This window comes from Gracilibacillus orientalis, from assembly GCF_900114645.1.
Classification (GTDB): domain Bacteria; phylum Bacillota; class Bacilli; order Bacillales; family Amphibacillaceae; genus Gracilibacillus; species Gracilibacillus orientalis.
Genome location: NZ_FOTR01000015.1, coordinates 27,403 through 52,530, shown reverse-complemented (window position 1 = coordinate 52,530; position 25,128 = coordinate 27,403). Strand labels below are relative to the sequence as shown.

At 35.0% G+C, this 25,128-nt stretch carries 26 protein-coding genes and 1 pseudogene; 9 read left to right on the top strand and 18 right to left on the bottom strand.

Translation table 11 applies throughout. The features are described 5' to 3' along the window. Nucleotides 1-2: 2 nt before the first annotated feature. Both parE and BM121_RS19345 read right to left on the bottom strand, forming a co-directional pair. The gene (gene parE / locus BM121_RS19350) at nucleotides 3-1,955 is read right to left on the bottom strand and encodes a DNA topoisomerase IV subunit B (protein ID WP_091485744.1); all 1,953 of its coding nucleotides are present in this window, start codon (nucleotides 1,953-1,955) and stop codon (nucleotides 3-5) included. Nucleotides 1,956-2,027: 72 nt separating this feature from the next. Next, the gene (locus BM121_RS19345; RefSeq protein WP_091485741.1) at nucleotides 2,028-2,441 is read right to left on the bottom strand and encodes a CoA-binding protein; all 414 of its coding nucleotides are present in this window, start codon (nucleotides 2,439-2,441) and stop codon (nucleotides 2,028-2,030) included. A gap of 221 nt (nucleotides 2,442-2,662) precedes the next feature. On the opposite strand from BM121_RS19345, the gene plsY reads away from it, so the two are divergent. From plsY to yidD, 3 genes are all read left to right on the top strand, one after another. Then, nucleotides 2,663-3,247, top strand: coding sequence for a glycerol-3-phosphate 1-O-acyltransferase PlsY (gene plsY, locus BM121_RS19340; RefSeq protein ID WP_091485739.1), 585 nt, complete (start codon nucleotides 2,663-2,665; stop codon nucleotides 3,245-3,247). Between the two features lie 107 nt (nucleotides 3,248-3,354). Then, complete coding sequence (folE2, locus tag BM121_RS19335; protein ID WP_091485736.1) at nucleotides 3,355-4,278, top strand: GTP cyclohydrolase FolE2; 924 nt, start codon at nucleotides 3,355-3,357, stop codon at nucleotides 4,276-4,278. 26 nt (nucleotides 4,279-4,304) lie between these two features. Further along, nucleotides 4,305-4,517 (top strand): membrane protein insertion efficiency factor YidD, encoded by a 213-nt coding sequence (gene yidD / locus BM121_RS19330; RefSeq protein WP_425432268.1) that lies wholly within the window; start codon nucleotides 4,305-4,307, stop codon nucleotides 4,515-4,517. Between the two features lie 192 nt (nucleotides 4,518-4,709). On the opposite strand, the gene BM121_RS19325 is transcribed toward yidD, so the two are convergent. The 6 genes from BM121_RS19325 to BM121_RS19300 all read right to left on the bottom strand — a co-directional run bounded on the left by BM121_RS19325 (nucleotide 4,710) and on the right by BM121_RS19300 (nucleotide 12,628). Then, nucleotides 4,710-5,009, bottom strand: a complete 300-nt coding sequence (locus tag BM121_RS19325; RefSeq protein WP_091485731.1) for a hypothetical protein — start codon at nucleotides 5,007-5,009, stop codon at nucleotides 4,710-4,712. A 2-nt stretch (nucleotides 5,010-5,011) separates the two neighbouring features. Then, nucleotides 5,012-5,434: an acyl-CoA thioesterase gene (locus tag BM121_RS19320; RefSeq protein ID WP_091485728.1), complete on the bottom strand. Its 423-nt coding sequence runs from the start codon at nucleotides 5,432-5,434 to the stop codon at nucleotides 5,012-5,014. Further along, nucleotides 5,431-7,716, bottom strand: a complete 2,286-nt coding sequence (locus BM121_RS19315) for an AAA family ATPase (RefSeq protein WP_175495509.1) — start codon at nucleotides 7,714-7,716, stop codon at nucleotides 5,431-5,433. The genes BM121_RS19320 and BM121_RS19315 overlap by 4 nt, the downstream gene beginning before the upstream one ends. Nucleotides 7,717-7,734: 18 nt before the next feature. Further along, nucleotides 7,735-8,331, bottom strand: coding sequence for a redoxin domain-containing protein (locus tag BM121_RS19310; RefSeq protein WP_175495508.1), 597 nt, complete (start codon nucleotides 8,329-8,331; stop codon nucleotides 7,735-7,737). A 313-nt stretch (nucleotides 8,332-8,644) separates the two neighbouring features. Then, nucleotides 8,645-11,347, bottom strand: a complete 2,703-nt coding sequence (gene acnA, locus BM121_RS19305) for an aconitate hydratase AcnA (RefSeq protein WP_091485720.1) — start codon at nucleotides 11,345-11,347, stop codon at nucleotides 8,645-8,647. Between the two features lie 180 nt (nucleotides 11,348-11,527). Then, nucleotides 11,528-12,628 (bottom strand): ATP-binding protein, encoded by a 1,101-nt coding sequence (locus tag BM121_RS19300; protein WP_091485718.1) that lies wholly within the window; start codon nucleotides 12,626-12,628, stop codon nucleotides 11,528-11,530. Nucleotides 12,629-12,818: 190 nt separating this feature from the next. Between BM121_RS19300 and BM121_RS19295 the strand changes: the two genes are divergently transcribed. Next, nucleotides 12,819-13,304: a DUF2621 family protein gene (locus tag BM121_RS19295; RefSeq protein WP_091485715.1), complete on the top strand. Its 486-nt coding sequence runs from the start codon at nucleotides 12,819-12,821 to the stop codon at nucleotides 13,302-13,304. 19 nt (nucleotides 13,305-13,323) lie between these two features. On the opposite strand, the gene BM121_RS19290 is transcribed toward BM121_RS19295, so the two are convergent. The 6 genes from BM121_RS19290 to BM121_RS19265 all read right to left on the bottom strand — a co-directional run bounded on the left by BM121_RS19290 (nucleotide 13,324) and on the right by BM121_RS19265 (nucleotide 18,138). After that, complete coding sequence (locus tag BM121_RS19290) at nucleotides 13,324-13,749, bottom strand: Na(+)/H(+) antiporter subunit B (protein ID WP_091485713.1); 426 nt, start codon at nucleotides 13,747-13,749, stop codon at nucleotides 13,324-13,326. A gap of 43 nt (nucleotides 13,750-13,792) precedes the next feature. Further along, on the bottom strand, nucleotides 13,793-14,497 hold the full coding sequence (locus tag BM121_RS19285) for a cytochrome c biogenesis CcdA family protein (RefSeq protein WP_091485710.1): 705 nt from the start codon (nucleotides 14,495-14,497) through the stop codon (nucleotides 13,793-13,795). Between the two features lie 113 nt (nucleotides 14,498-14,610). Further along, a complete protein-coding gene (locus tag BM121_RS19280) occupies nucleotides 14,611-14,835 on the bottom strand; it encodes a YneF family protein (protein ID WP_091485708.1) in 225 nt (74 codons plus the stop codon). Nucleotides 14,836-14,968: 133 nt separating this feature from the next. Further along, nucleotides 14,969-16,969: a transketolase gene (tkt, locus tag BM121_RS19275; RefSeq protein ID WP_091485705.1), complete on the bottom strand. Its 2,001-nt coding sequence runs from the start codon at nucleotides 16,967-16,969 to the stop codon at nucleotides 14,969-14,971. Between the two features lie 167 nt (nucleotides 16,970-17,136). Beyond that, complete coding sequence (locus BM121_RS19270; protein ID WP_091485702.1) at nucleotides 17,137-17,364, bottom strand: DUF896 domain-containing protein; 228 nt, start codon at nucleotides 17,362-17,364, stop codon at nucleotides 17,137-17,139. 111 nt (nucleotides 17,365-17,475) lie between these two features. Then, nucleotides 17,476-18,138: a YneB family resolvase-like protein gene (locus BM121_RS19265; RefSeq protein WP_091485700.1), complete on the bottom strand. Its 663-nt coding sequence runs from the start codon at nucleotides 18,136-18,138 to the stop codon at nucleotides 17,476-17,478. A gap of 263 nt (nucleotides 18,139-18,401) precedes the next feature. Here BM121_RS19265 and lexA point away from each other — a divergent pair, with 263 nt between their 5' ends. Then, nucleotides 18,402-19,022 (top strand): transcriptional repressor LexA, encoded by a 621-nt coding sequence (lexA, locus tag BM121_RS19260; protein ID WP_091485697.1) that lies wholly within the window; start codon nucleotides 18,402-18,404, stop codon nucleotides 19,020-19,022. Between the two features lie 288 nt (nucleotides 19,023-19,310). Here the strand turns inward: lexA and BM121_RS19255 are convergent, their stop codons facing one another. Continuing rightward, entirely contained in the window at nucleotides 19,311-19,823 is a 513-nt protein-coding gene (locus tag BM121_RS19255) for a hypothetical protein (protein WP_091485694.1), read from the bottom strand. Nucleotides 19,824-20,168: 345 nt separating this feature from the next. On the opposite strand from BM121_RS19255, the gene BM121_RS19250 reads away from it, so the two are divergent. After that, nucleotides 20,169-20,276, top strand: a complete 108-nt coding sequence (locus BM121_RS19250) for a YjcZ family sporulation protein (RefSeq protein ID WP_091485691.1) — start codon at nucleotides 20,169-20,171, stop codon at nucleotides 20,274-20,276. A 247-nt stretch (nucleotides 20,277-20,523) separates the two neighbouring features. Here the strand turns inward: BM121_RS19250 and BM121_RS19245 are convergent, their stop codons facing one another. Continuing rightward, nucleotides 20,524-20,901 (bottom strand): hypothetical protein, encoded by a 378-nt coding sequence (locus tag BM121_RS19245; RefSeq protein WP_091485689.1) that lies wholly within the window; start codon nucleotides 20,899-20,901, stop codon nucleotides 20,524-20,526. 540 nt (nucleotides 20,902-21,441) lie between these two features. Between BM121_RS19245 and BM121_RS19240 the strand changes: the two genes are divergently transcribed. The 3 genes from BM121_RS19240 to BM121_RS19225 all read left to right on the top strand — a co-directional run bounded on the left by BM121_RS19240 (nucleotide 21,442) and on the right by BM121_RS19225 (nucleotide 23,504). Next, entirely contained in the window at nucleotides 21,442-21,663 is a 222-nt protein-coding gene (locus BM121_RS19240) for a hypothetical protein (protein WP_091485686.1), read from the top strand. A 441-nt stretch (nucleotides 21,664-22,104) separates the two neighbouring features. After that, nucleotides 22,105-22,395: an RNA polymerase alpha subunit C-terminal domain-containing protein gene (locus BM121_RS19235; RefSeq protein ID WP_091485684.1), complete on the top strand. Its 291-nt coding sequence runs from the start codon at nucleotides 22,105-22,107 to the stop codon at nucleotides 22,393-22,395. A 608-nt stretch (nucleotides 22,396-23,003) separates the two neighbouring features. Continuing rightward, entirely contained in the window at nucleotides 23,004-23,504 is a 501-nt protein-coding gene (locus tag BM121_RS19225) for a phenolic acid decarboxylase (protein WP_091485798.1), read from the top strand. A gap of 610 nt (nucleotides 23,505-24,114) precedes the next feature. Here the strand turns inward: BM121_RS19225 and BM121_RS19220 are convergent. Both BM121_RS19220 and BM121_RS22615 read right to left on the bottom strand, forming a co-directional pair. Beyond that, complete coding sequence (locus BM121_RS19220) at nucleotides 24,115-24,639, bottom strand: GNAT family N-acetyltransferase (protein ID WP_091485681.1); 525 nt, start codon at nucleotides 24,637-24,639, stop codon at nucleotides 24,115-24,117. Nucleotides 24,640-24,813: 174 nt separating this feature from the next. Continuing rightward, nucleotides 24,814-25,111: pseudogene (locus tag BM121_RS22615) on the bottom strand (hypothetical protein); the annotation flags it as partial. Nucleotides 25,112-25,128: the final 17 nt, after the last annotated feature.

Here is a 25,128-nt window from a genome sequence, read left to right as displayed (position 1 = left end):
CCTTAAATTTGAATATTTTCATTATCAATAATATTATCGTCATCTTCTAAACTAAACTGCACATGAGATTCAATCCATTTACGGCGAGGTTCTACCTTATCCCCCATTAATGTTGTCACTCTTCGTTCTGCTCTTGCTAAATCATCAATAGTTACTCGAATTAACGTACGAGTTTCAGGGTTCATGGTCGTTTCCCATAGTTGGTCAGCATTCATTTCTCCAAGACCTTTATAACGCTGCAATTGATAACCATTTTTGAAATTTTTAGTAACTTTTGCTAATTCATCTTCTGTCCAGCAATATTCTATCTGTGCCTTAGCACCTTTTCCTTTTGAAATCTGATATAACGGTGGTAACGCAATGAATACTTTACCGGCTTCAATTAAAGGTCTCATATAACGATAGAAAAAGGTTAGTAATAAAATTTGTATATGGGCACCATCCGTATCGGCATCGGTCATAATTACGATTTTATCGTACTGGACATCGTCAAGAGAAAATTCACTTCCGACACCCGCACCAATTGTGTGAATAATCGTAGAAATTTCTTCATTCTTCAATATATCGACTAATTTTGCTTTTTCCGTATTTACTACTTTACCTCTTAAAGGCAATACAGCTTGAAACTTTCGATCTCTACCTTGTTTGGCTGATCCACCAGCTGAATCACCCTCCACAAGGTAAAGTTCATTCTTTTCTGAGTTTCGGGATTGTGCTGGTGTGAGTTTACCACTTAACAAAGAATCTTTTCTGCGCTTTTTCTTGCCAGTTCTTGCCTCTTCTCTTGCTTTTCTAGCAGCTAGTCGAGCATCTTTAGCACGAATTCCTTTTTTAATTAGCATAGAAGCAATGTCCGGATTTTCTTCCAGAAAATAAAGCAAATGCTCAGCCATAATCGTATCGACAGTGGACCGTGCTTCTGCAGTACCTAACTTTCCTTTTGTCTGCCCTTCGAATTGTAGCTTTTGTTCTGGTATTTTTAATGAAATGACAGCTGTGAAGCCTTCTCGAATATCGTTACCTTCAAGGTTTTTTTCTTTTTCTTTCAATAGATTAACTTTTCTTGCATAATCGTTCACAACTCTTGTGATTGCGGTTTTGGCACCAGACTCGTGTGTCCCGCCATCTTTTGTTCGGACATTATTAACAAATGACAAAATATTTTCGGCAAATCCATCATTAAATTGAAAAGCAAAATCTAGCTCCATTTCTTGATGTTCGCCTTCAAAAGCAACTACTTCATGGAGTGGATCCTTTTCCTCATTTAAGTAGGATACAAACTCTTTTAATCCGTCTGGGTAATGGTAAGTCTCCTCCATTCCTTCATTTCTTTCGTCCACTAAATCAATGGTGATTCCTTTTAACAAGAAAGCAGCTTCTCTTAATCTTTCTGCCAAAATATCAAACTGGAACATATCAGTGGAAAAAATGGAACGGTCAGGTTTAAATGTGATCGCTGTTCCCGTTTTTTTCGTTTTGCCTTTTTTTTCTAGCGTTGTAACTGGTTTACCACCGTTCTCGAATCTCTGATAGAAAACTGCCCCGTCTCGTTCGATTTTAACTTCTAACCGTTCTGACAATGCATTTACAACAGATGCGCCTACACCATGTAAACCACCACTTGTTTTATAACCACCTTGACCAAATTTCCCGCCTGCATGTAATACAGTTAATATTACCTCCGGAGTCGGTCTTCCTGTTTGGTGCATTCCAGTTGGCATACCACGACCATTATCCGTTATGGTAATACTTGGATCCTTGTGGATTGTTACAGTAATTTTATCACCAAAACCGGATAATGCCTCGTCAACTGAATTATCTACTATTTCAAAGACAAGGTGATGTAATCCTCTGGCATCTGTACTTCCAATGTACATCCCTGGTCTTTTTCTTACGGCCTCGAGCCCTTCTAACACTTGAATCGAATCATCATTATACGTTGTATTATTGCTCATTACTTTCTCAATACCCCTTCCCTACACTACCTCTATAACTAGAATATAGAACATACATTCTGATTTGTAAAGTTATTTCATTATAACGGCGTGTGCTACTTTTATACATTGGTCCATGATAACCTGCTTGTTATGTTTGGTTAAATAGTCGTATACTTCATTATCTGTTACGCCTTGTTGCATCCAAACATAATCAGCATCTGTATTAACGATTTCATTTGATAAATCTTTTAAATAAATGGATCGTCTGAAAATATTGATCAATTCAAAAGGTTCTTTCACATCTTCTATTTTCTCATATGCTTTTTCACCTAATACTTCCTCAACATTCGGATTCACCGGAATGATACGATACCCTTCATTTTGCATCGCTTTTGCAATTTGATACGACGTTCGATATGATTTATCTGAAAGCCCGATAACTGCAATGGTTGTTGTTTTTTCTAACATTTCACGCATTAATTGTTGTTCATTTTCATTATTCATATTGTTACACCTCATTTTTATTGATTAAACCATTTAATAGACTTTGACGCAAGTGAACAATTATAAAAATATTCCTGTTACTATCCATTTCTTGCTAGTTCTTCTTCTTTTTTATCATAGATGAACAAAAAATTAAATAATGCGTGTATCTCTTTTTCTAACATCGTGCTAAAATATAATCAATATTACCAATCATAACATTATATTGAAGGAGTTTGATGATGGAGTATATTATTTTTATCATTCTTGCTTATTTACTGGGGTCAATCCCAACAGGATTAATCGTAGGTAAAGTCGGCTATCAGAAAGATATAAGAGAACATGGTAGTGGCAATTTAGGTGCTACAAATACATTTCGAGTACTTGGTGTAAAAGCTGGTATTACGGTAACCATAGTCGATATCTTAAAGGGTACGCTAGCAGCTTTACTCCCCCTACTTTTTCAAGCAGAAATTGCTTATCCCCTGTTAGTTGGTATTTTCGCTGTAATTGGACACATGTACCCAATTTTCGCAAAATTCAACGGTGGAAAAGCAGTAGCAACCTCTTCAGGGGTAATTTTAGGTGTTAATCCGTTATTATTTGTCATTATAATCTGCAGTTTTTTAGTTATCCTTTATTTCACAAAATATGTATCATTATCATCAATGTTAACTGGTATTATCGCAATTATTGTTAGTCTTGTACAACAAGATGTCGGTTTAATTGTCGTCATTTCTATTTTAACAGCATTTGTGATATATCGACACCAAGCAAATATAAAAAGAATTATCAATAAAACCGAGCCTAAAATTAAATGGATGTAAAAGGGTCTAACAGAACCGTTAGATCCTTTTTTCTAAGCTTTTTACATTGAATATTATACTCAGATTAAGTATACTTTGAAATAGTTGAAGACGAAAGGGGTCTAATCATGAAAGATTTTAACACCAAACAACTTCCAAACAAAACAGAAAGACATAAATTGTTTGGCTCAGTTGAACCAGGTGAAAAAAAGAAACCAACTGAAAAAGAAAAAATGCCAGATTTACAAAATACACAGAAAGACTTTTTATTTGATATAGATCAAGTTGGCATTTCCAATGTCAAGCACCCGATACAAGTTACCAGTAAGATGAAGCCTACTACACAAACAACAATCGGGACTTTTAAAATGACTTCTTCTATAAAGAAAAATCATAAGGGGACAAACATGAGTCGCTTTACTGAAATGATACAAAATTATAGTAATGGAAGTCCCTTCGATTTATCTGTTTCAACATTAAAACAATTTACTAAGGAAATGGCCGATCGACTGGAGCAGGTTGATAATCAAATTACCGTCTCTTTTCCTTGGTTCTTTGAGCGCAGCGGACCAGCTTCAGACATGGCTGGTATGAATCACGCAAATGCAGAAATCACGATGATATATGATAAAAATGCAGGATATAAGATTACGGTGTCGCTAGAGGGTACTATAACTACATTGTGTCCTTGTTCAAAAGAAATCAGTGAATATAGCGCTCATAACCAACGCGGTAATGTCAAAATGACTGCAGAATTTTCGGCTGATTACCAAGAGGATGACGTTGATTGGAAACAAGCTTTATTAGAAGCAGCTGAAAGTAATGCAAGCGCACGTATTCATCCTGTGTTAAAACGACCAGATGAAAAAATGGTCACTGAGCAAGCATATGAAAATCCGCGGTTCGTGGAAGATATGGTTCGGTTAGTGGCAGCTGATTTATTTGAAATGGAGTTCATTGAAAAGTTCACGGTAACGTGCGAAAATGAAGAATCCATTCATTTACATGATGCAATGGCGTCGATTACGTATGATAAAGCCCTTCATCGTTGAGGTGAAAAACTTTGAAAAAATTAATTATGTTATTGATTCGTTTTTATCAACGCTTTATCAGTCCAATGTTTCCACCAAGTTGCCGTTTTCAACCAACTTGTTCACACTATAGTCTGGAATGCTTTCAACGGTTTAACATATTCAAAGCAACCTATTTATCAGTCAAAAGAATATTAAAATGCCATCCTTTTCACCCAGGTGGCTTCGATCCTGTTCCAAATAAAAAGACCGAACACTGAAAAAACGTTCAGATATATGATATATCTGAACGTTTTTTTCTTTTAAGGCAAAAAGTTTAAAATTTGCGCGAGTGTCTATCTTCAAATGTACATTCCCAATTTTGTCAGAAATAAAGTGATGGGAGTATTCATAAATTTTTAAAGTAGTTAATGGTGAGAGCTTTTCTTCCAATATCTCTTTGTTTTTACCAACTACAATTGAAATTTTTTTATCTGTTCCCATTGTTGTTCTTTAGTTAAGATTTCTTTTTGTCTGTCTCCAAATAAATCAAAGTGTGGAAAATTAGGATCACGGTGAATCCACTCTTTTTTCAGCCCATATTGTCTACCCCATGTAATTAATTTATGATAATCAGCACAGCCTACTTTTGTAACAGTCTTACAACCAGGAAACCGGTCATCGAGCCAATAATGTGTTAAAAAAGCTATTTCCCCATTTTGAACATCCGATTTCCATTTCCTTAACGTATTTCTGTCAATTCCAAAAGCCATGATTATTGCGCACTTTCTAATGCATTCTGATATGCTTCATGCCAATTAGGAAATTGCTTTTTTAGGGAAAGCGGGCGGAAATTTTCTTTTTTTACAATGACGTGCTGTGTTTCACCTGTAACTGCGACATTGCCGTCCTGATCCAGGATTTGATAACCATAAGTAGTGCGAATGCCATTATATTTCTCTAGCCATGTCTCCACATAGGCATCATCACCATAGCGAATGGGATGCTTAAATTGGATATTGGCATCAACTACCGGAGAAACAACACCTTTTCCCTCCATTTCATGGTATTTAAAACCTAACTCTTCAATAAATGCTGTCCTTCCTATCTCAAACCAGATTAAATAATTGGCGTGATATACTACTCCCATTTGATCTGTTTCCTGATATCTCACTTTAATTGGTGTAGTTACTTTCATTGTTGATTCGTCCCCCTAATAGATTTCCATGCTAATTCGAAATCTTTCTTCGTTAACAACTTCAGCTTATCTATTTGTTCTGTTTCAATATCAAGTCTTAATGCCTGATACTGAATTGCTTCGTTTATCAGATTAACGATGAAGCGGCCATTTCCGCTAATGGTCGTATCTTCAAATTGTTTTAATAAATAGTCGATCACATTATCATCTAACTCGTATTGAAATTCTCTGACATGATATCGCAGCATCTCGAGAAGTTCTTCTTTGGTATAATCCTGAAAATGAAAGTACTTTTTAAACCTTGATTCCAAACCTGGGTTACTGGTAATGAAACGCTCCATCTCATTTTTATAACCAGCAAGGATAATCACGATATTCTCATTATGCTTTGTCATTTCATCAACTAATGTATCAATCGCTTCTTTGCCAAAGTCTTTTTCACCACGGTATAACGCATATGCCTCATCAATAAATAATACGCCACCTAAAGCCTCGCGGACTTTATTCTTGGTTTTCGTTGCTGTTTGACCTACAAATCCAGCAACAAGATCGCTTCTTGAAGCTACTACCAAATGACCTCGTTTCAGTAGACCAGATTGCTTTAAAATTTGCGCAAACAGTTTTGCAACGGTAGTTTTTCCAGTACCCGGATTACCAGAGAAAACTGAATGTAATTGAACTGGAACGTTCGGCAGTTGTAATGATTTGCGCTTTTGTTGTACTTGGACAAATGCAGATAACTTTTTTACCTCTTCTTTCACATTATCAAGCCCTATTAATTGTTCCAGCTGTTCCATTGGCTCAGCAGAACCTTTCTGATCATCAAGCACTAAGATATCTTCTTCTGATATGCGCATATGGACTAGCCAATTGTCCGCTAATGGTAGCTCATGCCTGGCACCAATATGAAAAATAACTTTTAGTACCAAATCCTTGACGGTACGCGCATTACCAAATGACTCATCAACTCGGGCCTTTTCAATTAATGATAAGAAACGATATCGTGCCTGTTCTGTGAAAAAATAATCATTTTGTAAAGCCGTATCTTCTGCGATTTGCAATAATTCTTCATTCGAAAAATCAGGTAGCTTAATAAAGTTACCATCTGGAAAACGACTTCTTAACCCTTGATTTGACCATAAAAAGTGCTGCATTTCATCAGGATATCCTGCAATAATTACCGCGAATTTTTTAGCATATTCCTTACTGGTCATACTCGAAACTAGTGTATCAATAACTGCTTGTCCATAATCATTACCAGCTTGGTCTTCTCGTTTTAAATTATAGGCTTCATCAATAAAGAGCACCCCACCTAATGCTTTCTTGACATAATTTAATGTGTTCTCTTCACTTTGTCCCATAAAAGAACCAACTAATTGCGAACGGTTCACTTCAATCACTTCATTTGTTTCTAGCAGACCAAGACGGTAGTAAATATTTGCTAACAAGCGAGCAATGGTTGTTTTACCTGTTCCCGGATTTCCGGTAATCACCATATTTAATCCCTGCTCATCAACCATTTGAAAACCGGCTTCTTTTCTCTTTTGTTGGTATTTTAAATATTGATAATAATGATTAATATAATCTTTAACCTCATCCAATCCGATCATGGTCGTTAATTCATCTAATGGATCAGAAGTTGTTTCTTTTTTTATGAAAGATGGTAACGCATCATAAAAAAGTGTAATATAATAGCTTAATTTTTCGACTGCCTCATTGTATGGTTGAATTTCTTTCGTTGATTTTCGTTGCTCTAAAGTGTACACCATTGATTCGGCAACATCTTCAATAAATTCCACCTGCTCAAAAATTTGATCATACGTTTTCTTGATACGATTGGTTGATGCTGTATGTATCGATTTTAATTTTGATAAACGATCCATTTCCGTTAAGAGTGCTTTAGCTTTTTTCAGTTTAACCGGATCAAAGTCTGTTTCACGAATGTGATACTGCACGAGGGCGATCTCCTGCATATCATTATAGATAGATAAATAGTGCTTCAATGCTTGTACGTCTGCAATCATCGGATGATTACTTTCTTGCTTTAATTGTTCGAGGTGTTTATTTAAATGATCATCTGTCACGTTCCTTTTTAAACGATAAAAAGCGAGCATACTATATAGTAATGCTTCTGAGTCTACCTGTAATGTAAAAGTCGCTTGCTCAACTTTGTCCAAGATCCGTAGTATTTCTATTTCATTGTATGGCGGAATCTCATCTAGTGAATTCCAACTTTGGATTTTTTCTTCTATTTCTTTCCATTCTATTGTTGACACAAACATACTCCTTCCCAATCAATGCTAGCTCTGTAACTCTTTCAGGTGATCTTCCATTTGCTCTAATGTCATAGCACCATTAATTCGTTTCATAATCTTTTGATCACTCGTTCTTATAATGAATGAAGTAGGCATACCAATAATAGAATAGTGTTCATATACGATATCTTCTTCATCTAATAAAATCGTGAATTGAAAATCACCTTCATCAACGAATGTTTCCACTTTATCGATGGAAGTTTCTCTATTCGTAGTATTCACTGCAATCACCTTAATTGAGTCTTTATTTTCATCTTCGAACGTCTGCATATCAGGCATTTCTTTTAAGCAAGGTTTACACCACGTTGCCCAAAAATTTAATAAAACATAGTCCTGTTCCACATTAAATGCCTCTACTTCACTACCAGTAAGGTCAGCTAATCTGAAACTAGGTGCTTGGTCACCAACTTCTAATTGTTCTATATTAGGAGCTGTAATACCTACCCCGTCTACAGACGTATCTTCCGTCACATCTATAACATTTGGATTTAATTGCTCATCACCGATATTTGTAAAATTGGTGATCACCACAATACCTACTAAAATCAAAACAACCATTGCCGATAGAATACTCTTCCACATCGCTCTCATCCTTTACATTAACACTATGACCTATTATATAAGATAACAACCAAAGCGTCTAATTATAAAAATGAGACGTTCCCCTATTGAAGAATAAAGGAAAATCCAAATGTGCCTGATAAACAGTTTTGCATTAAATGAAAAACTTCGGAGTAATGAAATTCTTTTGGGTATAACTTTCTTCCATTCTTTCAAAAGTAACTCCTAAACCATCGCTGCGAAAAAAACTCCCTGTCCGGCGGTATTTTGTGCCCCATTTTATAATAAGAAAAAAAGATAGCCCATTTCGGGCTATCTTTTCCTGTTAATTCTATTAAGCTAGTTTATTACGAAGCACCATTTGAAGGATACCACCATGACGATAGTAATCCACTTCTACTTCACTTTCAAAGCGAGCAACTACTTCAAATTCTGTCACTTTTCCATCTTCGTCAGTAGCTTTTACTGCTACAAGATCACGTGGTTTAACAGATTCATCCACTTGTACATCAAATGTTTCTTTACCAGTTAAACCTAATGAATCAGCACTATCTCCATCTTTAAATTGAAGTGGAAGTACACCCATCATTACTAGGTTTGAACGGTGGATACGTTCAAAGCTTTGTGCAATAACTGTTCTAATACCTAATAGACTTGTACCTTTCGCAGCCCAGTCACGAGAGCTTCCCATACCATAATCATTACCAGCAAGCACAGCAAGTCCAGTATCAGCTTCTTGATATTTCATTGCTGCATCATAAATTGGCATTATATCACCTGTTGGCCAGTAAGTAGTGTAACCACCTTCTGTACCAGGAGCTAATTGGTTTTTAATACGAATGTTGGCAAATGTACCACGCATCATTATTTCATGGTTACCACGACGAGAACCATAAGAGTTAAAGTTACGAGGTGATACATCTTTAGATTGCAGATGTTTACCTGCTGGCATATCTTTAGCAATCGCACCTGCTGGTGAGATGTGGTCCGTTGTTACAGAGTCGCCGAATTTACCAATTGCGCGCATATCGGAAAGTGGTTCTACTATTCCTGGTTCTTTTGCTAATCCTTCAAAGAATGGAGGATTTTGAATGTAAGTAGAATCATCATTCCAAGAATATAATGGTTCATCAGTAGTTTCGATTGCATTCCATTTTTCATTTGAATCAAATACATTAGCATACTCTTTACGGAAGATTTCTGGAGTAACAACTTTTGCTACCTCATCACGAACTTCTTCCATAGAAGGCCAAAGATCATCAAAGAATACATCATTACCATCTTTATCTTGACCCATTGGTTCGTTTCTAAGGTCTACATCAACTGTTCCAGCTAATGCATAGGCAACTACTAATGGTGGTGAAGCTAAGTAGTTTGCTTTCACTAGTGGATGTATACGACCTTCAAAGTTACGGTTACCAGATAATACAGAAGAAACCGTCAAATCGTTGTCCGCAATCGCTTTTTCGATCTCTTCGCGTAATGGACCAGAATTACCGATACATGTTGTACAACCATAACCTACTAGGTTAAATCCAAGTTGATCCAAATATGGCATTAATCCAGAATCTTCTAAGTAACCTGTAACCACTTTAGAACCTGGTGCTAGTGATGTCTTCACATACGCTGGTACTTCTAATCCTTTTTCTACTGCTTTTTTCGCAAGTAAACCTGCGCCAAGCATTACATAAGGGTTAGATGTGTTAGTACAAGATGTGATCGCTGCAATCGCTACCGCACCTGTTTTCATAACCGATTGACGTCCATTTGGATGATTAATTTCTACTTTTTTATCAAATTCAGAAGCATCTTGCCCAAATCCTTGGTTACCTGCTGGAGCAGTGATTGCGTCATTAAATGACTTCTGCATATTAGATAATGGAATTAAATCTTGTGGACGCTTAGGACCAGCTAGGTTTGGTTCTAGTTCAGAAAGGTTAATTTCTACTAGTTCAGTAAAATCCGCATCTGGTTGATCTGGTGAATACCACAAGCTATTTTCTTTGCAATATTTTTCTACTAATTCAATTTGTTCTTCACTACGTCCTGTTAAACGAAGATAGTTTAATGATTCTTTATCTACAGGGAAGAAACCACAAGTTGCACCGTATTCTGGTGCCATATTTGAAATAGTTGCACGATCTGCTAGTGGCATGTCTTGTAGACCAGGTCCAAAGAATTCCACAAACTTACCAACAACTTTTTTCTCGCGTAAAACTTGTGTTACTTTTAATGCTAAGTCAGTAGCAGTTGTTCCATTCGGGAAGCTACCAGTAAATTTAACACCAATTACTTCAGGTGCTGGGAAGTAAGAAGGTTGTCCAAGCATACCAGCTTCTGCTTCGATACCACCAACACCCCAACCTAGTACACCTAAACCATTAATCATAGTTGTATGTGAGTCAGTACCCACTAGCGTATCAGGGAAAGCATCAATTTCTCCATCATCATTTTCAATACCATGTACTACATTCGCAATATACTCCAGGTTTACCTGGTGTACGATACCAGTTGCTGGCGGAACAGCACGATAGTTATCAAACGCTTTTTGTGCCCAGTTTAAAAATTCATAACGCTCGGCATTACGTTCAAATTCTAATTCCATGTTTGCTTGCAATGCATTCTTTGAACCATATTCATCTACTTGTACAGAGTGGTCAATTACGAGATCCACCGGAACTTCTGGGTTAATCTTATCAGGTGAGCCACCCATATCTACCATTGCTTTACGTAAAGAAGCAAGATCAACTACTGCTGGAACACCGGTAAAGTCTTGTAAAATAACACGAGAAGGTTTGAATGGTACATCCTCACCTTTCTCTTTAGCCCAATTTGCTAGACTCTTAACATGTTCGTCTTTAATAACATGTCCATCGTGTTGACGGATTAACGATTCTAGTAACACACGAATCGAAAAAGGTAATCGATCAATATTACCAATTCCTGCTTCTTCTAACGCTTTTAACTGGTAATAGTTATACTTTTTGCCGTTCAGTTCAAATTGCTTTTTTGCTTGAAATGGATTCTGATTAGTCATTTCGCCAAGTTACCCCCTTTAAAAATGTTAGACCTAAATCTGATCTCTCCTATCTCTAAATACTATGTAACATAGTACGCACCATACTATTTTAAATGAAATCGGTTTATAAGTAAAATAATTCATAGCTAAAAATCGATTAAATCTATAAAACTATGAGTTCAAACCCTATCATTAATATCATTTCCCATTAAAAGGAAGGTAAATACTAAAAGTACTTCCTTGGCCATTTTCTGATTCAATCTCTAATTTTCCACTATGATTATCAATAATTTGATTAGATATCATTAATCCTAAGCCGGTTCCATTTTTTTTGGTTGTAAAAAAAGGTTCTTTCAGTTTATGAATAAGGTGCTTAGGGATACCTGGCCCCTGGTCTTTTATCGCAATTATACACTCTTCTGTATTATTTTTAATTAAAACATGAATCATGCCACCATCTGTCATTTCCTCGATTGCATTTTTGATTAAATTGATAAAAACTTGCTTGATTTGGGAACGATCACAGTACACCATACAGTCCTCATCATCTGCCTCTAATACTAAATCGATATCAAATAAGTTAGCTTGGGTTTTAAGTAGTGTTAGCACATCATGCAACATTTTATTTATATTCTCATCATTTTTTTCGTCTGTCATCGGTTTAGAAATAAATAACAACTCCGATGTTATGGTGTTTATTTTATCGATTTCGTCCATCATGATTTTATAATATTCATCTTTACTATTTATACCGCCTTGCAATAACTGAACGAAACCTTTTAACGAAGTAAGAGGATTTCTAATTTCATGAGCAATACCCGCAGCTAATTGGCCCGCAATCGACATTTTTTCAGATCGAATCAGCATTTCTTCAGCTTGTTTTTTATCTGAAATGTCCTTAGAAAGTGACAATATCTTTTTTTCTCCGTTCCAGTATATAACCTGAAGAATCGTTTCAAAAACAATAAATCTGCCAATTTGATTACGAATATGTATATAAAATTTCTGCTCCCCTGAATGGTTTATATCAAAAAATTTTCTAACATATTTCTGATCATCACGCATGATATAACGAAATACTGACTTACCAATTAATTGTGCTTTGCTAAAACCTAACACTCTTCTTACAGATTCCGATATATATTCTATCTTGCCAGAAAAATTATTAACAGCAATAAGATCAAACCCATTAGATTCAACTTTATTAAGAATGTCTTTTGGTAAATCTGAAAGCATGACATTTTTTTCCACTTCGTCATTTACGCTCGTGCTATCTGGTTGATCGACATAATTAAGCAAGGCCTTACCCCCTAACTTTTTTCATCAAAATTATTTTGTTAAAAAGTCTAATCATGCTATAATATCAACGATCTAGTAAATTATATGAGAAATATAAATATTCATGATTAAATTTACGATTCATAGTTATATTACTATATTTTACATAAAAATAAAATGATAATAAATAAGAAAGGCAGGTGTCACCCTTATGTCCTTTAACTTTATGCTATTCATCGTTGTATGGACTTTTATTTTATTAGGTCTGATTGTAATCGGTGGATATTTCATGTTTCGCAAATTTTTAAAAAGCTTGCCAAAAGATGATGGGAAATCTGATTTAGATTGGGAAAAATATTATATAGAACAATCTAAACACCTATGGAGAGACGATGAAAAGGCCTTTCTTGAAGAATTAGTATCACCAGTACCAGAATTGTTTCGTGATATAGCCAGACAGAAGATTGCTGGAAAAATAGGTCAGTTGGCGCTTAAGAAGGATGAAACTGAAATTACACAAGAAACATTAATTCAAGGTTATATTATGGCAACACCTAAACGAGATCATAAATTTTTGCGCAAGAAACTAAAAGAAAAATCGATCGATATGAAACAATATGAACCTTACTTTAAATACTCACCTAAAGATTACCGAAATAAAAAATACGCAGCAAGAACACGTCAAAACCTACGTTAAGCGTGTCTTGCTGCGTATTTTATCGATCACTGGAGATAGTTAAGACAATCGTCATTGTTACTCCAATAACCGTTAAATAAACACCCAAATCAAATAATAGTGCTGTTGCCAGTTCCACCTCTCCGAATACAGGAACGTGAAAATAATCAAATGTTTGGCTAAGGAAAGGCTGACCAAACAGTAAGGATCCAACACCAGTAGCAATCGCAATAATCAGCCCAATTGCAGTCAGGGTACGGTAATTAAATGGCAAGACTTTATTAACAACTTTCTCGCCATAAGCCATATACATCAGAACAATTGCCGCTGCAGTCATTAAACCTCCAATGAAACCTCCGCCCGGTTCATTGTGGCCTGCAAAAAATAAATTCACTGCAAACCCAAATAAAATAAAAGCGATTAATACTGTCATCGTTTTTAAAATTAAATCATTAGTTCTTACCATAGATTTCCCCTCCGAATATTGTTAGTATATCTCGATCTGTTTGTTAAAATCCTTGAAAGTTAAAAAATCCTGCAAGAAATGATGTGAGCTTCGTCATTAAATCGAAAAATAAGAAGAACCCCATAAAAATCATCACGTATCCACCGATTTTTACTAACTTTTGTGAATTTCTCTTGATCCATTTCATTTTACCAATAAAAAAGGCAAGAATAAAGAAAGGAATAGCGAAACCTAATGAATAGGCAGTCATTAATATAATTCCTAATTCAGTGTTCGCTGCGGCAAGAGAAATGACAGCCATAAGAATCGGACCTGTACACGGAGTCCACCCTAGTGAAAATGCCATACCGATGACAAACGACCCGATGAAGCCTGTAGGTCTATTTTTAAAGTGTACTTTTTTCTCTTTCATTAAGAAATTAAAATTTAACGCGCCTACTATTATAAGCCCAAAAAAGATGATTAAGATCGCGCCAATTTGTCTTATTAAATCGTCCCATCTCGTTAAAAATTCACCCATAAAACTAGTGGTGAAACCGAGAAGGATAAATATACTAGAAAACCCCAGCAGAAAAAATAATGTGTGTAGAATACTTTTATAATTGAACATTGCCTTTTCTTCTTTTATATCGTTCACACTCATACCAGTGATGTATGAAAGGAATGCGGGGTATAGCGGCAATACACACGGGGAGATAAATGATAAAAAACCTGCACCAAATGCAATAAAAATATTTACTTCATTCAAGTTTGTCACTCCAGACTCCACAATATTTATAGATATTAGTTCTATAAATATGATAAAACCCTTGCTGTTTTATAGCAAGGATTCTAATTCGACAATTATGTTACAATGCGTTTTTATTTGTTATCCGTTTGATTGTTCATCGAACGCATCATTTGTTTGATTTTCTTTTGTGACGGCTTTTGCCCCATTTGCATCATTAATGTTCTCAGCATTTGTTCATTAATTGGTGGGTTTTTCTTTAAGTAGTTCATCATATACTTTCTCGCGATAAAAAAGCCTAGGGCAACCCCAGCCAAAAGAGCAACCACGATAAATATAATCCAAAGAATAGTGCTCATTCCATCGTTCCTCCTTAAAATTGTCTCTTATATAGTATAGTAAAAGTCATTTAATAATACAAGCACTTGTGTATTTACCTGTATACGTAAAAAAATGGGACGAGGAACCTGTCCTCTGTCCCATTTTAATGTATTAGAATAATTGGTTTACGTGTTTTACAACATTTTCTACAGTGAAGCCATATTCTTCTATAATTTTGTTTCCGTTTGCGGATGCACCGAATGTATCAATTGAAATGATTTTTCCTTCAAGACCAACATAACGATCCCATCCTAATGAAGAAGCCATTTCAATCGCAACTCGTTTCGTTACAGCACTTGGTAATACAGATTCTTTGTAAGCTGCGTCTTGTTTGTCAAAACGATCCCATGATGGAATACTTACAACACTCACGTCTTTACCTTCTTCTTTTAATGCTTTTTGTGCCTTTACTGCAAGCTGAACTTCTGAACCAGTAGCAACAAGGATAGCATCTGGCGTTTCTTTAGAAGCAGGGCTTACTACATAACCGCCTTGTTTCACACCTTCGTATGCTTTATCAGCAGTACCTGCTAATGTAGGCAGTCCTTGACGAGTAAGCACTAGTGCTGTTGGCTGTGAAGTAGATTCAATCGCCAAACGCCATGCAGCTTGTACCTCATTACCGTCTGCAGGACGAATAACAGACAGATTTGGCATTGCTCTGAATGCAGCTAGTTGTTCAACAGGTTCATGTGTAGGACCATCTTCCCCTACTGCAATAGAATCATGTGTTAATACATATGTTACAGGCAGGCTTTGAATAGCTGATAGACGGACTGCTGGACGTAAATAGTCACTGAATACAAAGAAAGTACCACCGAATACTTTTAGTCCTCCGTGTAATGCCATACCGTTTAATGCAGCTGCCATTGCAAATTCACGCACACCAAACCAGATATTTCGTTGATCAGGTGTAGCTGCTGAGAAGTCCCCAGTATCTTTAAGATTAGTTTTATTAGAACCTGCTAAGTCTGCACTACCGCCGAATAATGTTGGTACAGTTTTAGCAATGGCATTTAATACTTCACCAGATGTTGCACGTGTAGCTGCTTCATCTTTACCTGCTTCATATACTGGTAAATCTTTATCCCAGCCTTCAGGTAATTTATTATTAATTGCATTATCTAATTCCTGACCAAGTTCAGGATATGCTTCCTTATAAGAATCGAATAATTCCTTCCATTCTTGTTCTACTTTTTTACCGTTTTCAACAATTTTTGTTTCAAAATCCTGATATACTTCATCAGGTACGTGGAAATCTTCATGTTCCCAGTCATAGAATTCTTTTGTTAATTTTACTTCGTCTTCTCCAAGTGGCGCACCATGTGAAGCAGATGAAGCAGATTTGTTAGGTGAACCATAACCAATTACAGTTTTTACTTCAATTAATGTTGGTTGTTCTGTGTTTGCTTTAGCATCTGCAATAGCTTTTGAAATCGTTTCTGCATCCGTACCATCTTCTACACGGATTACTTGCCATCCATATGCTTTGAAACGATCTTCTACACTATCAGAGAATGACTTGTTTAGGTCACCATCTAATGAGATGTCATTAGAGTCGTATAAAGCAATTAGTTTACCTAATTTTAAGTGACCAGCTAGAGAGGCAGACTCATGAGAGACACCTTCCATTAGATCTCCATCACTAACAATGGCAAATGTATTATGATCTACTACATTATATTTATCTTTATTGTATTTCGCAGCTAAGTGTTTTTCTGCCATTGCCATACCAACACTCATCGCAATACCTTGACCTAATGGACCTGTAGTTGCTTCCACCCCATCAGTATGGTGTACTTCCGGGTGACCAGGAGTTTTAGAATCCCATTGACGGAACCCTTTTAGGTCGTCAATTGTTACATCATAACCTGACAAGTGAAGTAAGCTGTAAAGTAACATGGAACCATGACCTGCGGATAATACAAAACGGTCACGATCAAACCATTTAGAGCTTTTTGGGTTATGATTCATGTGTTGTGTCCAGAGAGTATATGCCATTGGAGCCGCACCCATTGGTAACCCTGGATGACCAGAATTAGCTTTTTCAATAGCGTCTATTGACAATGTTCTAATTGCATTAATAGACATTTGTTCAATTTGCTTTGCCATCGTTTAATTTGTCCCCTTTCAAAATTGCAAAATATGTACGCACATTTATAATCCTATAACGAAATCACTTTAAAGACAAGTATATCAAGTCAAAAAGCGAGTAATTTCTTTAGGAATATCCAGTATTTGTTACATTTTATCAGATTTTGAAGAAAAAGTAGAAATCACTACTTTTTCTTCTCTCTTAAATGTTTTACTTTTTCCGGAGTGACATCATTTCCGTTAGGATCGACGACTGTCATCCCTTTCATATGGTTTTTAAATGATTTTTTAACGTTTTTCAGATAAGCTTCACGCAAAGATTTTTGTTCCTGCTTTTCTTCATCCGTTAATCCTTCATTTTTCGCTTTGTTCGCTAATTCATTAATACGAGCAATTTTTTCCTTCGATAACATAGAGAGTTGACACCTCTTTTCTATTCCAAAATAACTGTTCACTCATTTATCATATTTTACATTCTCTACATGAAAAAAGAGTATACACGAATAGTATACCCTATCTTTATTCTAATCTTGATTTTGTAAGTTTTCAAGTGATTGATATTCCTGATACCGACGATGGACTGTTGCTTTAGATACATCGTAGCCCACGCCTCTTAAAACGGATGCAATCTCTTTAAAAGTTAAATTATTCTTCTTTAATCTGATTACTTCTTCTATCGGAAATTCTTTTCGTTCTCTACCTTTAGCAAGATGTTGATTTGAAAGGTTATCAGTTGGATTAAAACCATTGCTTACCGCCTTCTTCATCCCTCTTTTAATTTTCGCATTATGTAATTTCCTTTGGTATTCTTCTACTATCGAAACAATTTGTAACACCATCGAATCGCCTTCTGATAGTTGTAATTCACCATGATGTGATAGTGTGTATATGTTCACATTTAATCGATGCAGTTGATGAAGTAATGCGATTTTTGTATTTCCTCTTCCAAGTCTTGTTTCATCTTGAACAAGTAGTGTGTCTGCATTTCCATTTTGAAATTCCTCTAACATGTCGAAAATACCTTCTCGTTCAATTTCATAACCGCTTTGTTTTTCTTCTATTACTTTGATGATCTCAAAATTATATTTATTTGCAAACAATTGCAATTCTTCTTGTTGCCTGTTAATAGATGTTTCTTGTACTTCCTTTTCTGTACTAACACGACAATAAATGATCGCTTTCGTCATAGATTTACTCCTTTATTCTATATACTTGTTACAGCTGAAAAATAAAAAAAGACAAGAGCAAGTATAAATGCAATCAAATAGAAAATGTCAACCTTAGATATATTTTTTAACATAATAAATCCCTCCACAGAACTTTTGTTCGTACCTTTATTATACACGAACAGGTGTCCGTGTCAACAGTTTTTCTCGAACGAATGTTTGTAAATATTACCTCGCTGTGCTATACTTTTATTAATAAATAATACGTGTAAGGAGATTTAAATATGACAAATCTATCAAAACGACAAGAGGAGATATTAGCTTATATTAAAGAGCAAGTAGAGCTAAAAGGATACCCGCCATCTGTTCGTGAGATTGGGGAAGCAGTTGGTTTAGCATCAAGTTCAACCGTTCACGGTCATCTAGCCAGATTGGAGAAGAAAGGCTATATCAGACGTGATCCTACTAAACCAAGAGCTATAGAAGTACTTCCACAAGATGGGGAACTGGATATTCCAAAAACAGAAGCCACTTTTGCACCTGTAATCGGGAAAGTAACAGCAGGTCTTCCGATTACAGCAGTTGAAAATATTGAAGAATATATACCGATTCCGCACAATGAGATGCATGTAAGCGAACAGTTATTTGTACTGATCATTGAAGGAGATAGTATGATCGAAGCTGGTATATTAGATGGAGACAAAGTAATCGTCAAACAACAAAACACAGCAGAAAACGGTGATATTGTAGTTGCGATGACAGAAGACAGTGAAGCAACTGTGAAACGTTTCTTTAAAGAAACGGATCATATACGTCTCCAGCCAGAAAATGCAACCATGGAGCCGCTAATTTATTATAATGTCAGTATATTAGGAAAAGTTGTCGGATTGTATCGTAGTATATAAATAAGTTTAGGTATACAAAAAAGTGCGTACTTAATAAAGTACGCACTTTTTTGTATTAATCTAAGCAATACCCTATAATTTCACTGTAATAATATTATGTTAATTAAGAGTGATATTCCATAAAGCTATTTAGATGTTTGTAGGTGAACTCTTCCATTCTTAATATTAAATGTATAGTCCTTATCATCATTATTTACTAATCGGAATTTGAAAGAAGAAATGGAAACGATGATAAGGACATTGCTCAAATTACAATAGATATAACTTGAGTGGTAGTCTCGTTAATTATTATAATAAACCATTACCATTTTCGGGTGCAGGAAGTGTGAAGGAAGGTGCATCCCCTAAATTTTCACAGCGATTCTGATTTACATCGCAAACATTTCCTTGCGCATCTTGAATAACTGGTCGAATAACAGTTATATTTGTTCGTAAAACTACTTTAAATAAAATACCTGTAACCAAGTCACCAACTACAGGTCCAGTTATTACTGGTACCCCAGGTTGAGTGAAAATTCCTTCCACTTCAAGAGGTGTTTCTTGTAAGGTATCTTCTGGACAAGCTCCTGGAAAGTCTGTGTGCTCTTGAAAAGGAATTGAAGTGGATAACGTAACTGGTAAATCTATGCCTGCAATTGTAACAGTAATTGTTACTGGCAGAACTCCGATGTTAACGACCTTATCCCTTATAATACGAGCATTTTGAGTAACCTCATTTAGATTTGGAACAACATCAACTGATACTAGATCATCGAGAACGTCTAAACCAAACGCAGTTATAGGTAATGTCAGTTCTGCCACCTTTTGAACAGATTTTGTTCCTACAAGTGAAGGGCTTTAAATCAAATCGTATTGCGAAGTTAAGATATATTAGAGAAGCGGAAAATTAAAGCAATTCTAATACTTGTTTCAATTGATAGGCCACAAATACTCCTTGTGTACCTTATTTCCATGATTTTAAAATGTAGAAGTAACCTTTAGAGGGACATTGTTTAGAGATTTTGCTTATTCGTGGTTCTATCTGTAACACGTTTCATTTTTATAAGATGAAATCTGCCTATTTTCAAAAAAAAAATGACCCTTGCCAATGCAGTTTCTAGAAATCTGCATACCATGTAATATCTTAATTCAAGGAGGTGTTACTTTATGAGTGCAGGTGTTGGATATGGATCTGGTTTTGCATTGATTGTAGTCCTGTTTATTCTTTTAATCATCATTGGTGCTTCCTTCGGTGGTGGCTATGGTGGTTATTAATATGTTTTAAATGTATTCACTCTATACACTCTCCTCTCCAAGATACAGATGGGGAAATAATCTCCTTTCTGTATCTTGATACATAATTCAGATTTCAACTCAAACAAATTAAACTGTAACGAATAGATGAAAAAATCCATGGCTATATACGAATCATATTTTTAATCAAATCAAAGATAGTTCTAATGATTAACTTTTCGGGGTGTTTTTGGAGGGTGTTTTGTAACACATTACAATTCAATTTCAACTATTTTACATGAAATTCCTCATGCTCATTGTCCCAAGTAATAATTACTTTTAAAGAATCATGTTTTTTAAACTTTTCTACTCTTTCTTCAACTTCATAAATAGATATTTCTTCTCCTTTTTTTAAAATGCTTTTATTATAACTTGAACTATTATTTTCTCCATCAATAAACACTGAGAAATCTGTGATGTCTTTATTTATATCCATATTTGGTACGACAACAAACTCTCCATGTTCATCAGGATATTCAACTAGTTTAACTATCCAATTACTACTTTCACCTATAAATATAGTTTCATTTTCTTCAATCTGTTGACAACCACCAGTCATCACAATAAATACACAACAACAACACAAACTAATAACGACTTTTTTCAAACATATCCTCCTAGCATAAAATTGTTAACGAAATGTATCATAACAATATTCTTACATCAAATAGTTGATTATTTATATTTTTTTCATAAAAACCTACCAATATATATATTTTGTAAATGTTGTTTCATTATCAAAAAACATACAACAATCTGTCTATAACCCTGGAGATTACATCATATTTTACTGCAAACACCAAATATAGATATATTAGGGAGGGTGCATCTTTGTTATTAAATTCTATCGAAGGTGTTGTAGAATTACTAAATAATACACAAAAAGAAAACACATAGGAGAAGAACAAATGAAACAGGTTACGTCAGATTTTCCCCTTATTATGATAGAATATATGGTAATTTAAGAGCGTATTCAAATGCTATAAACTATTAGATGAAGACATTAAAGCCAGCTCACCTCAGCGAATGTCAACCGATGAACCTAATGGAACATATTTTGTACAGTTTTAATAGTTTATCTACCAGAAACACAACTGATATAATTATATCAGTTGTGTTTCTATAATTTATATGGGGGGGTTCTCATTTGAAGAAAAGAACTATTGTAATGATTAGTTTCTTATTATTATTAATTGGATGCAATTCAGGTTATGATTTAAATTCAAGTGAAGATACTTATGCTACAAAAAACAAAGCTCTACAAGCATTTATTGAAACCAATAACATACAAGGGGCTGTTGTTGATATAACAACATCTACTAATAAAAATTTTCTTTTATCAGAGTACCGTGATCAAATTTTTTTATAGGAGAAATTAGAGAAATAGATGGTGAGTATACTCATCATAAACTAACTGCAAACCTCTCTTTAAATGATGAATCCACTAATGGATCAGTTAAATTCAAAGCAGCAGATGAAGATGCTACATACAAAGTTCAAATCTCTTTGAATGAAAGCCCTGAGAATTATTATCCTATTGACCATTCCGATTATTATTTTAATATTTTTGAAAAGGCAGACAATACAAGTATTGTAGAAAATTACTCAAATAATGTACCTACTTCGGTTGTAGATAAGTAGTCAAGGCATGCATGCTTAATCGCAATTGTGCATTAATAATTTTCAAAACGATGAGCAAAAGGATATTAATAATATAGTATTTAAAAGACACCGGTTTTCCACGCCGGAGTCTTTTCACACTATTTGTGCTAGAATTTAATTATTAATTGTAAAAGTTGGAGGGATTAGTTTGGCAGCAGAAAAAAAATTAAAAGTTTGTGAAAAGGGACATAAGTATTACAAAAGTAGTGAGTGTCGAAGTTGCCCTACCTGTGATAAAGAGAATAAACCTAAAAGTGGATTCCTTTCGAAACTTAGTTCACCTGCAAGAAATGCATTAATTCACGAAGGAATTGATACTTTGGAAAAATTATCGAAGTACACTGAAAAAGAAATATTAAAATTTCATGGTATTGGACCGGCTTCTTTACCTACTATGAGAGCTTCATTAGAAGAAGAAGGGTTATCATTAAAAAAATGAATATAAGTTTAAACATTCAAGCCCAAGCTTTCCTCACCTGGGCTTTTTGTTAACTACATAGATATTGTATTCACGACTTGTTAATTATAATGTGCCTTTGTTAAGATGACGTTGCAACTCTTTGACTACAGAGAAGAACGACTTCCCCACAACGGCATAAACTGGGGGGTTAATTGCATTATTTCAATTTGATTTGGTTGCCCCTATATTTTGGGGGTAAGACGCTGTACTATCCAGAGTCACCTATACATTAGTAGGAATCGGTGCTTTATGTTGCTTACCTTTATTGTTTACTCCAGCAGATGAGGATGAATGAGGAACTGTAAGAGATAGAAATTTAGCATAGACATTTTGAAATTCATAATCCACGTCATTTGTTAGGACCGGTTGTTCCACGCCGGTCCATTTTCATTTTAAATAAAATACCTACCATTTATGAGTGGTGGGCTTGGAGCAATGGTGTATGATTTAAGAGCACTGCTTTTTTTAGTATGGATAAATTTAATAGAATCATGATGTTTTTGCAGGAATTTTGTTGGGTTGTGTAGAAGGATGTATTAAGAGAGCTAAAGTTTAAAAACAGATAAATTCAAAGGAGTGGTCATGTGTTGAAGGAACTAGAAGAATTTTTAGGAAGCCATTTAATTTATACGTATGAAAATGGTTGGGAATACGAAATCTACATTAAAAATAAAAACACCATTGATTACCGCATCCACAGTGGAATGGTAGGGGGCCGATGGGTTCGCGACCAAAAAGTAGATCTAGTTAAAATTGTAGATGGTGTATTTAAAGTGTCCTGGACTGAACCAACGGGTACAGATGTATCACTCAATTTTATGCCTAATGACAAGCGCATGCATGGGATAATTTTCTTCCCTAAATGGGTCCATGAACATCCTGAAATTACTGTTTGTTACCAAAATGACTTCATAGACATGATAGAAGAATCACGCTTAAAATATGAAACTTACCCTAAGCATGTGGTTCCTGAGTTTGCAAATATCACTTTCTTCAAAAATGAGGGATTGAATAACGAACAGATTATTTCAGAAGCTCCTTATGATGGCATGACCGAAGATATACGCTCTGAAAAGTTAACTTTTTAAACGACAGTTACTACTAAATGAATTTAATTGACTAAAAATAAAATTATTTAGTTTTCATTTAAGCCCCGGCTTTCCACGCCAGGGCTTAAGTATTTCCTTACTTTATAAATTTTCTCTCTTAAAAGTAATTGAACATGTTTAAGAAACAAACAAATAAATTTGTGCCATTCCACCTTTCATAATTTCTGTGGATGTTTCGTGGGTGACGCTGCGGGACTTGAAAACCACTAATTTTAAAACAAAATAAAACCCCCGACACCAAAAGTGCCAAGGGTTTTGCTTCTTAATATGTTTGGATGTATTGTTCTCTTTCCCAAGGATGTACTTGCGTACGGACTACATTCTAATAGGAAGAAACTTGACCAGATCATATCAAATGATTGATAAATCAACCTTTTAAATAATTAGTTATATCAATTAAAGTCAATCATTTCCTAAATCCGTGGGTGTTTCGTGGGTGAACTCGTGGGTGTTTTCGTAATGGTCAAACTATTGATATAAAAGGTTAGCACCTACTTATTCGGTAGGTGCTTTTCTTTTTCCACGTTAATTCGAAAGGACTTATGCGAAATATGCTATTATTGTATTTTTTTACAATAAAGTAATCCCCTTATTTTAAATCTGTAAATAGCATTCCATACACTATGCTATCTGTCCATTCACCTTTATTCCAAAAATCTTGAATGAAATGAGCTTCTTTTCTCATCCCTATACGCTCACATAATTTTTGTGATGCTTCATTTCTTGCATCAAGGTTAGCATGTATGCGATGCACATCAAACTCATCAAATAACTTCTTGACTAAACCACTCACAGCTTCTGTTGCATAACCCTTTCCTGAAGCAGTCTTAGAAAAACTATAACCAATTTCAACTGTATCTTTCATATCTGTATACCATACAGATAAATCACCAACTACGTTAGTATCGTTTACTACCGCTAAACTTAACATTCCTTCTTTTGTGAGTGTTCTATTTTCTAGCTTTTTATTAAACTCTTCCTGCATATTTTCATGTGTCCACGTATCATGCAAGAGATATTTACATATATCATCATTATTGTAAATGTTAAATACATCATGTAAGTCATTACTCAAAAACGGCCTAATTGTTAATCTTTCAGTGCTAAATTCCAAAAAGACTCCTCCTCTAAAGAAAATGATTTCAATAAAACACTAACTACAGATTAATTTCAAAGGAACTGAAAATGTATCCATACAATAAAAATGTGAAGTAAATAGAATACTATGCATATCATCCGCTATCTCTAACCCTCTAACCCAAGGTTGAACAATTACTATTTTCATAATTGGATCTTTAATACCGAGCTCATCCGCAATAATAATTGTTTCCTCTAGAGGTAACAGTGGAAATTGTTCACGGAAATCTAATATTTCATCGGAATATTCAGATGTATAAAGTAATTTCGCTCCAAATCCGATAAAAACTCATGTTGTCTGCCAGTTTTTATACCTTTTAATCTCGTCGACCGACCTAACGAGGAAACATTGAATTTTTTAGCCATGGTTGATAATCTGCACCACTCCCAGTTCCTCTACCTTCTTTAATCCACTTATCGACTTTAGATGTTCTTTTTCTTTTCGTCACAAAAACACCCCTTTAGA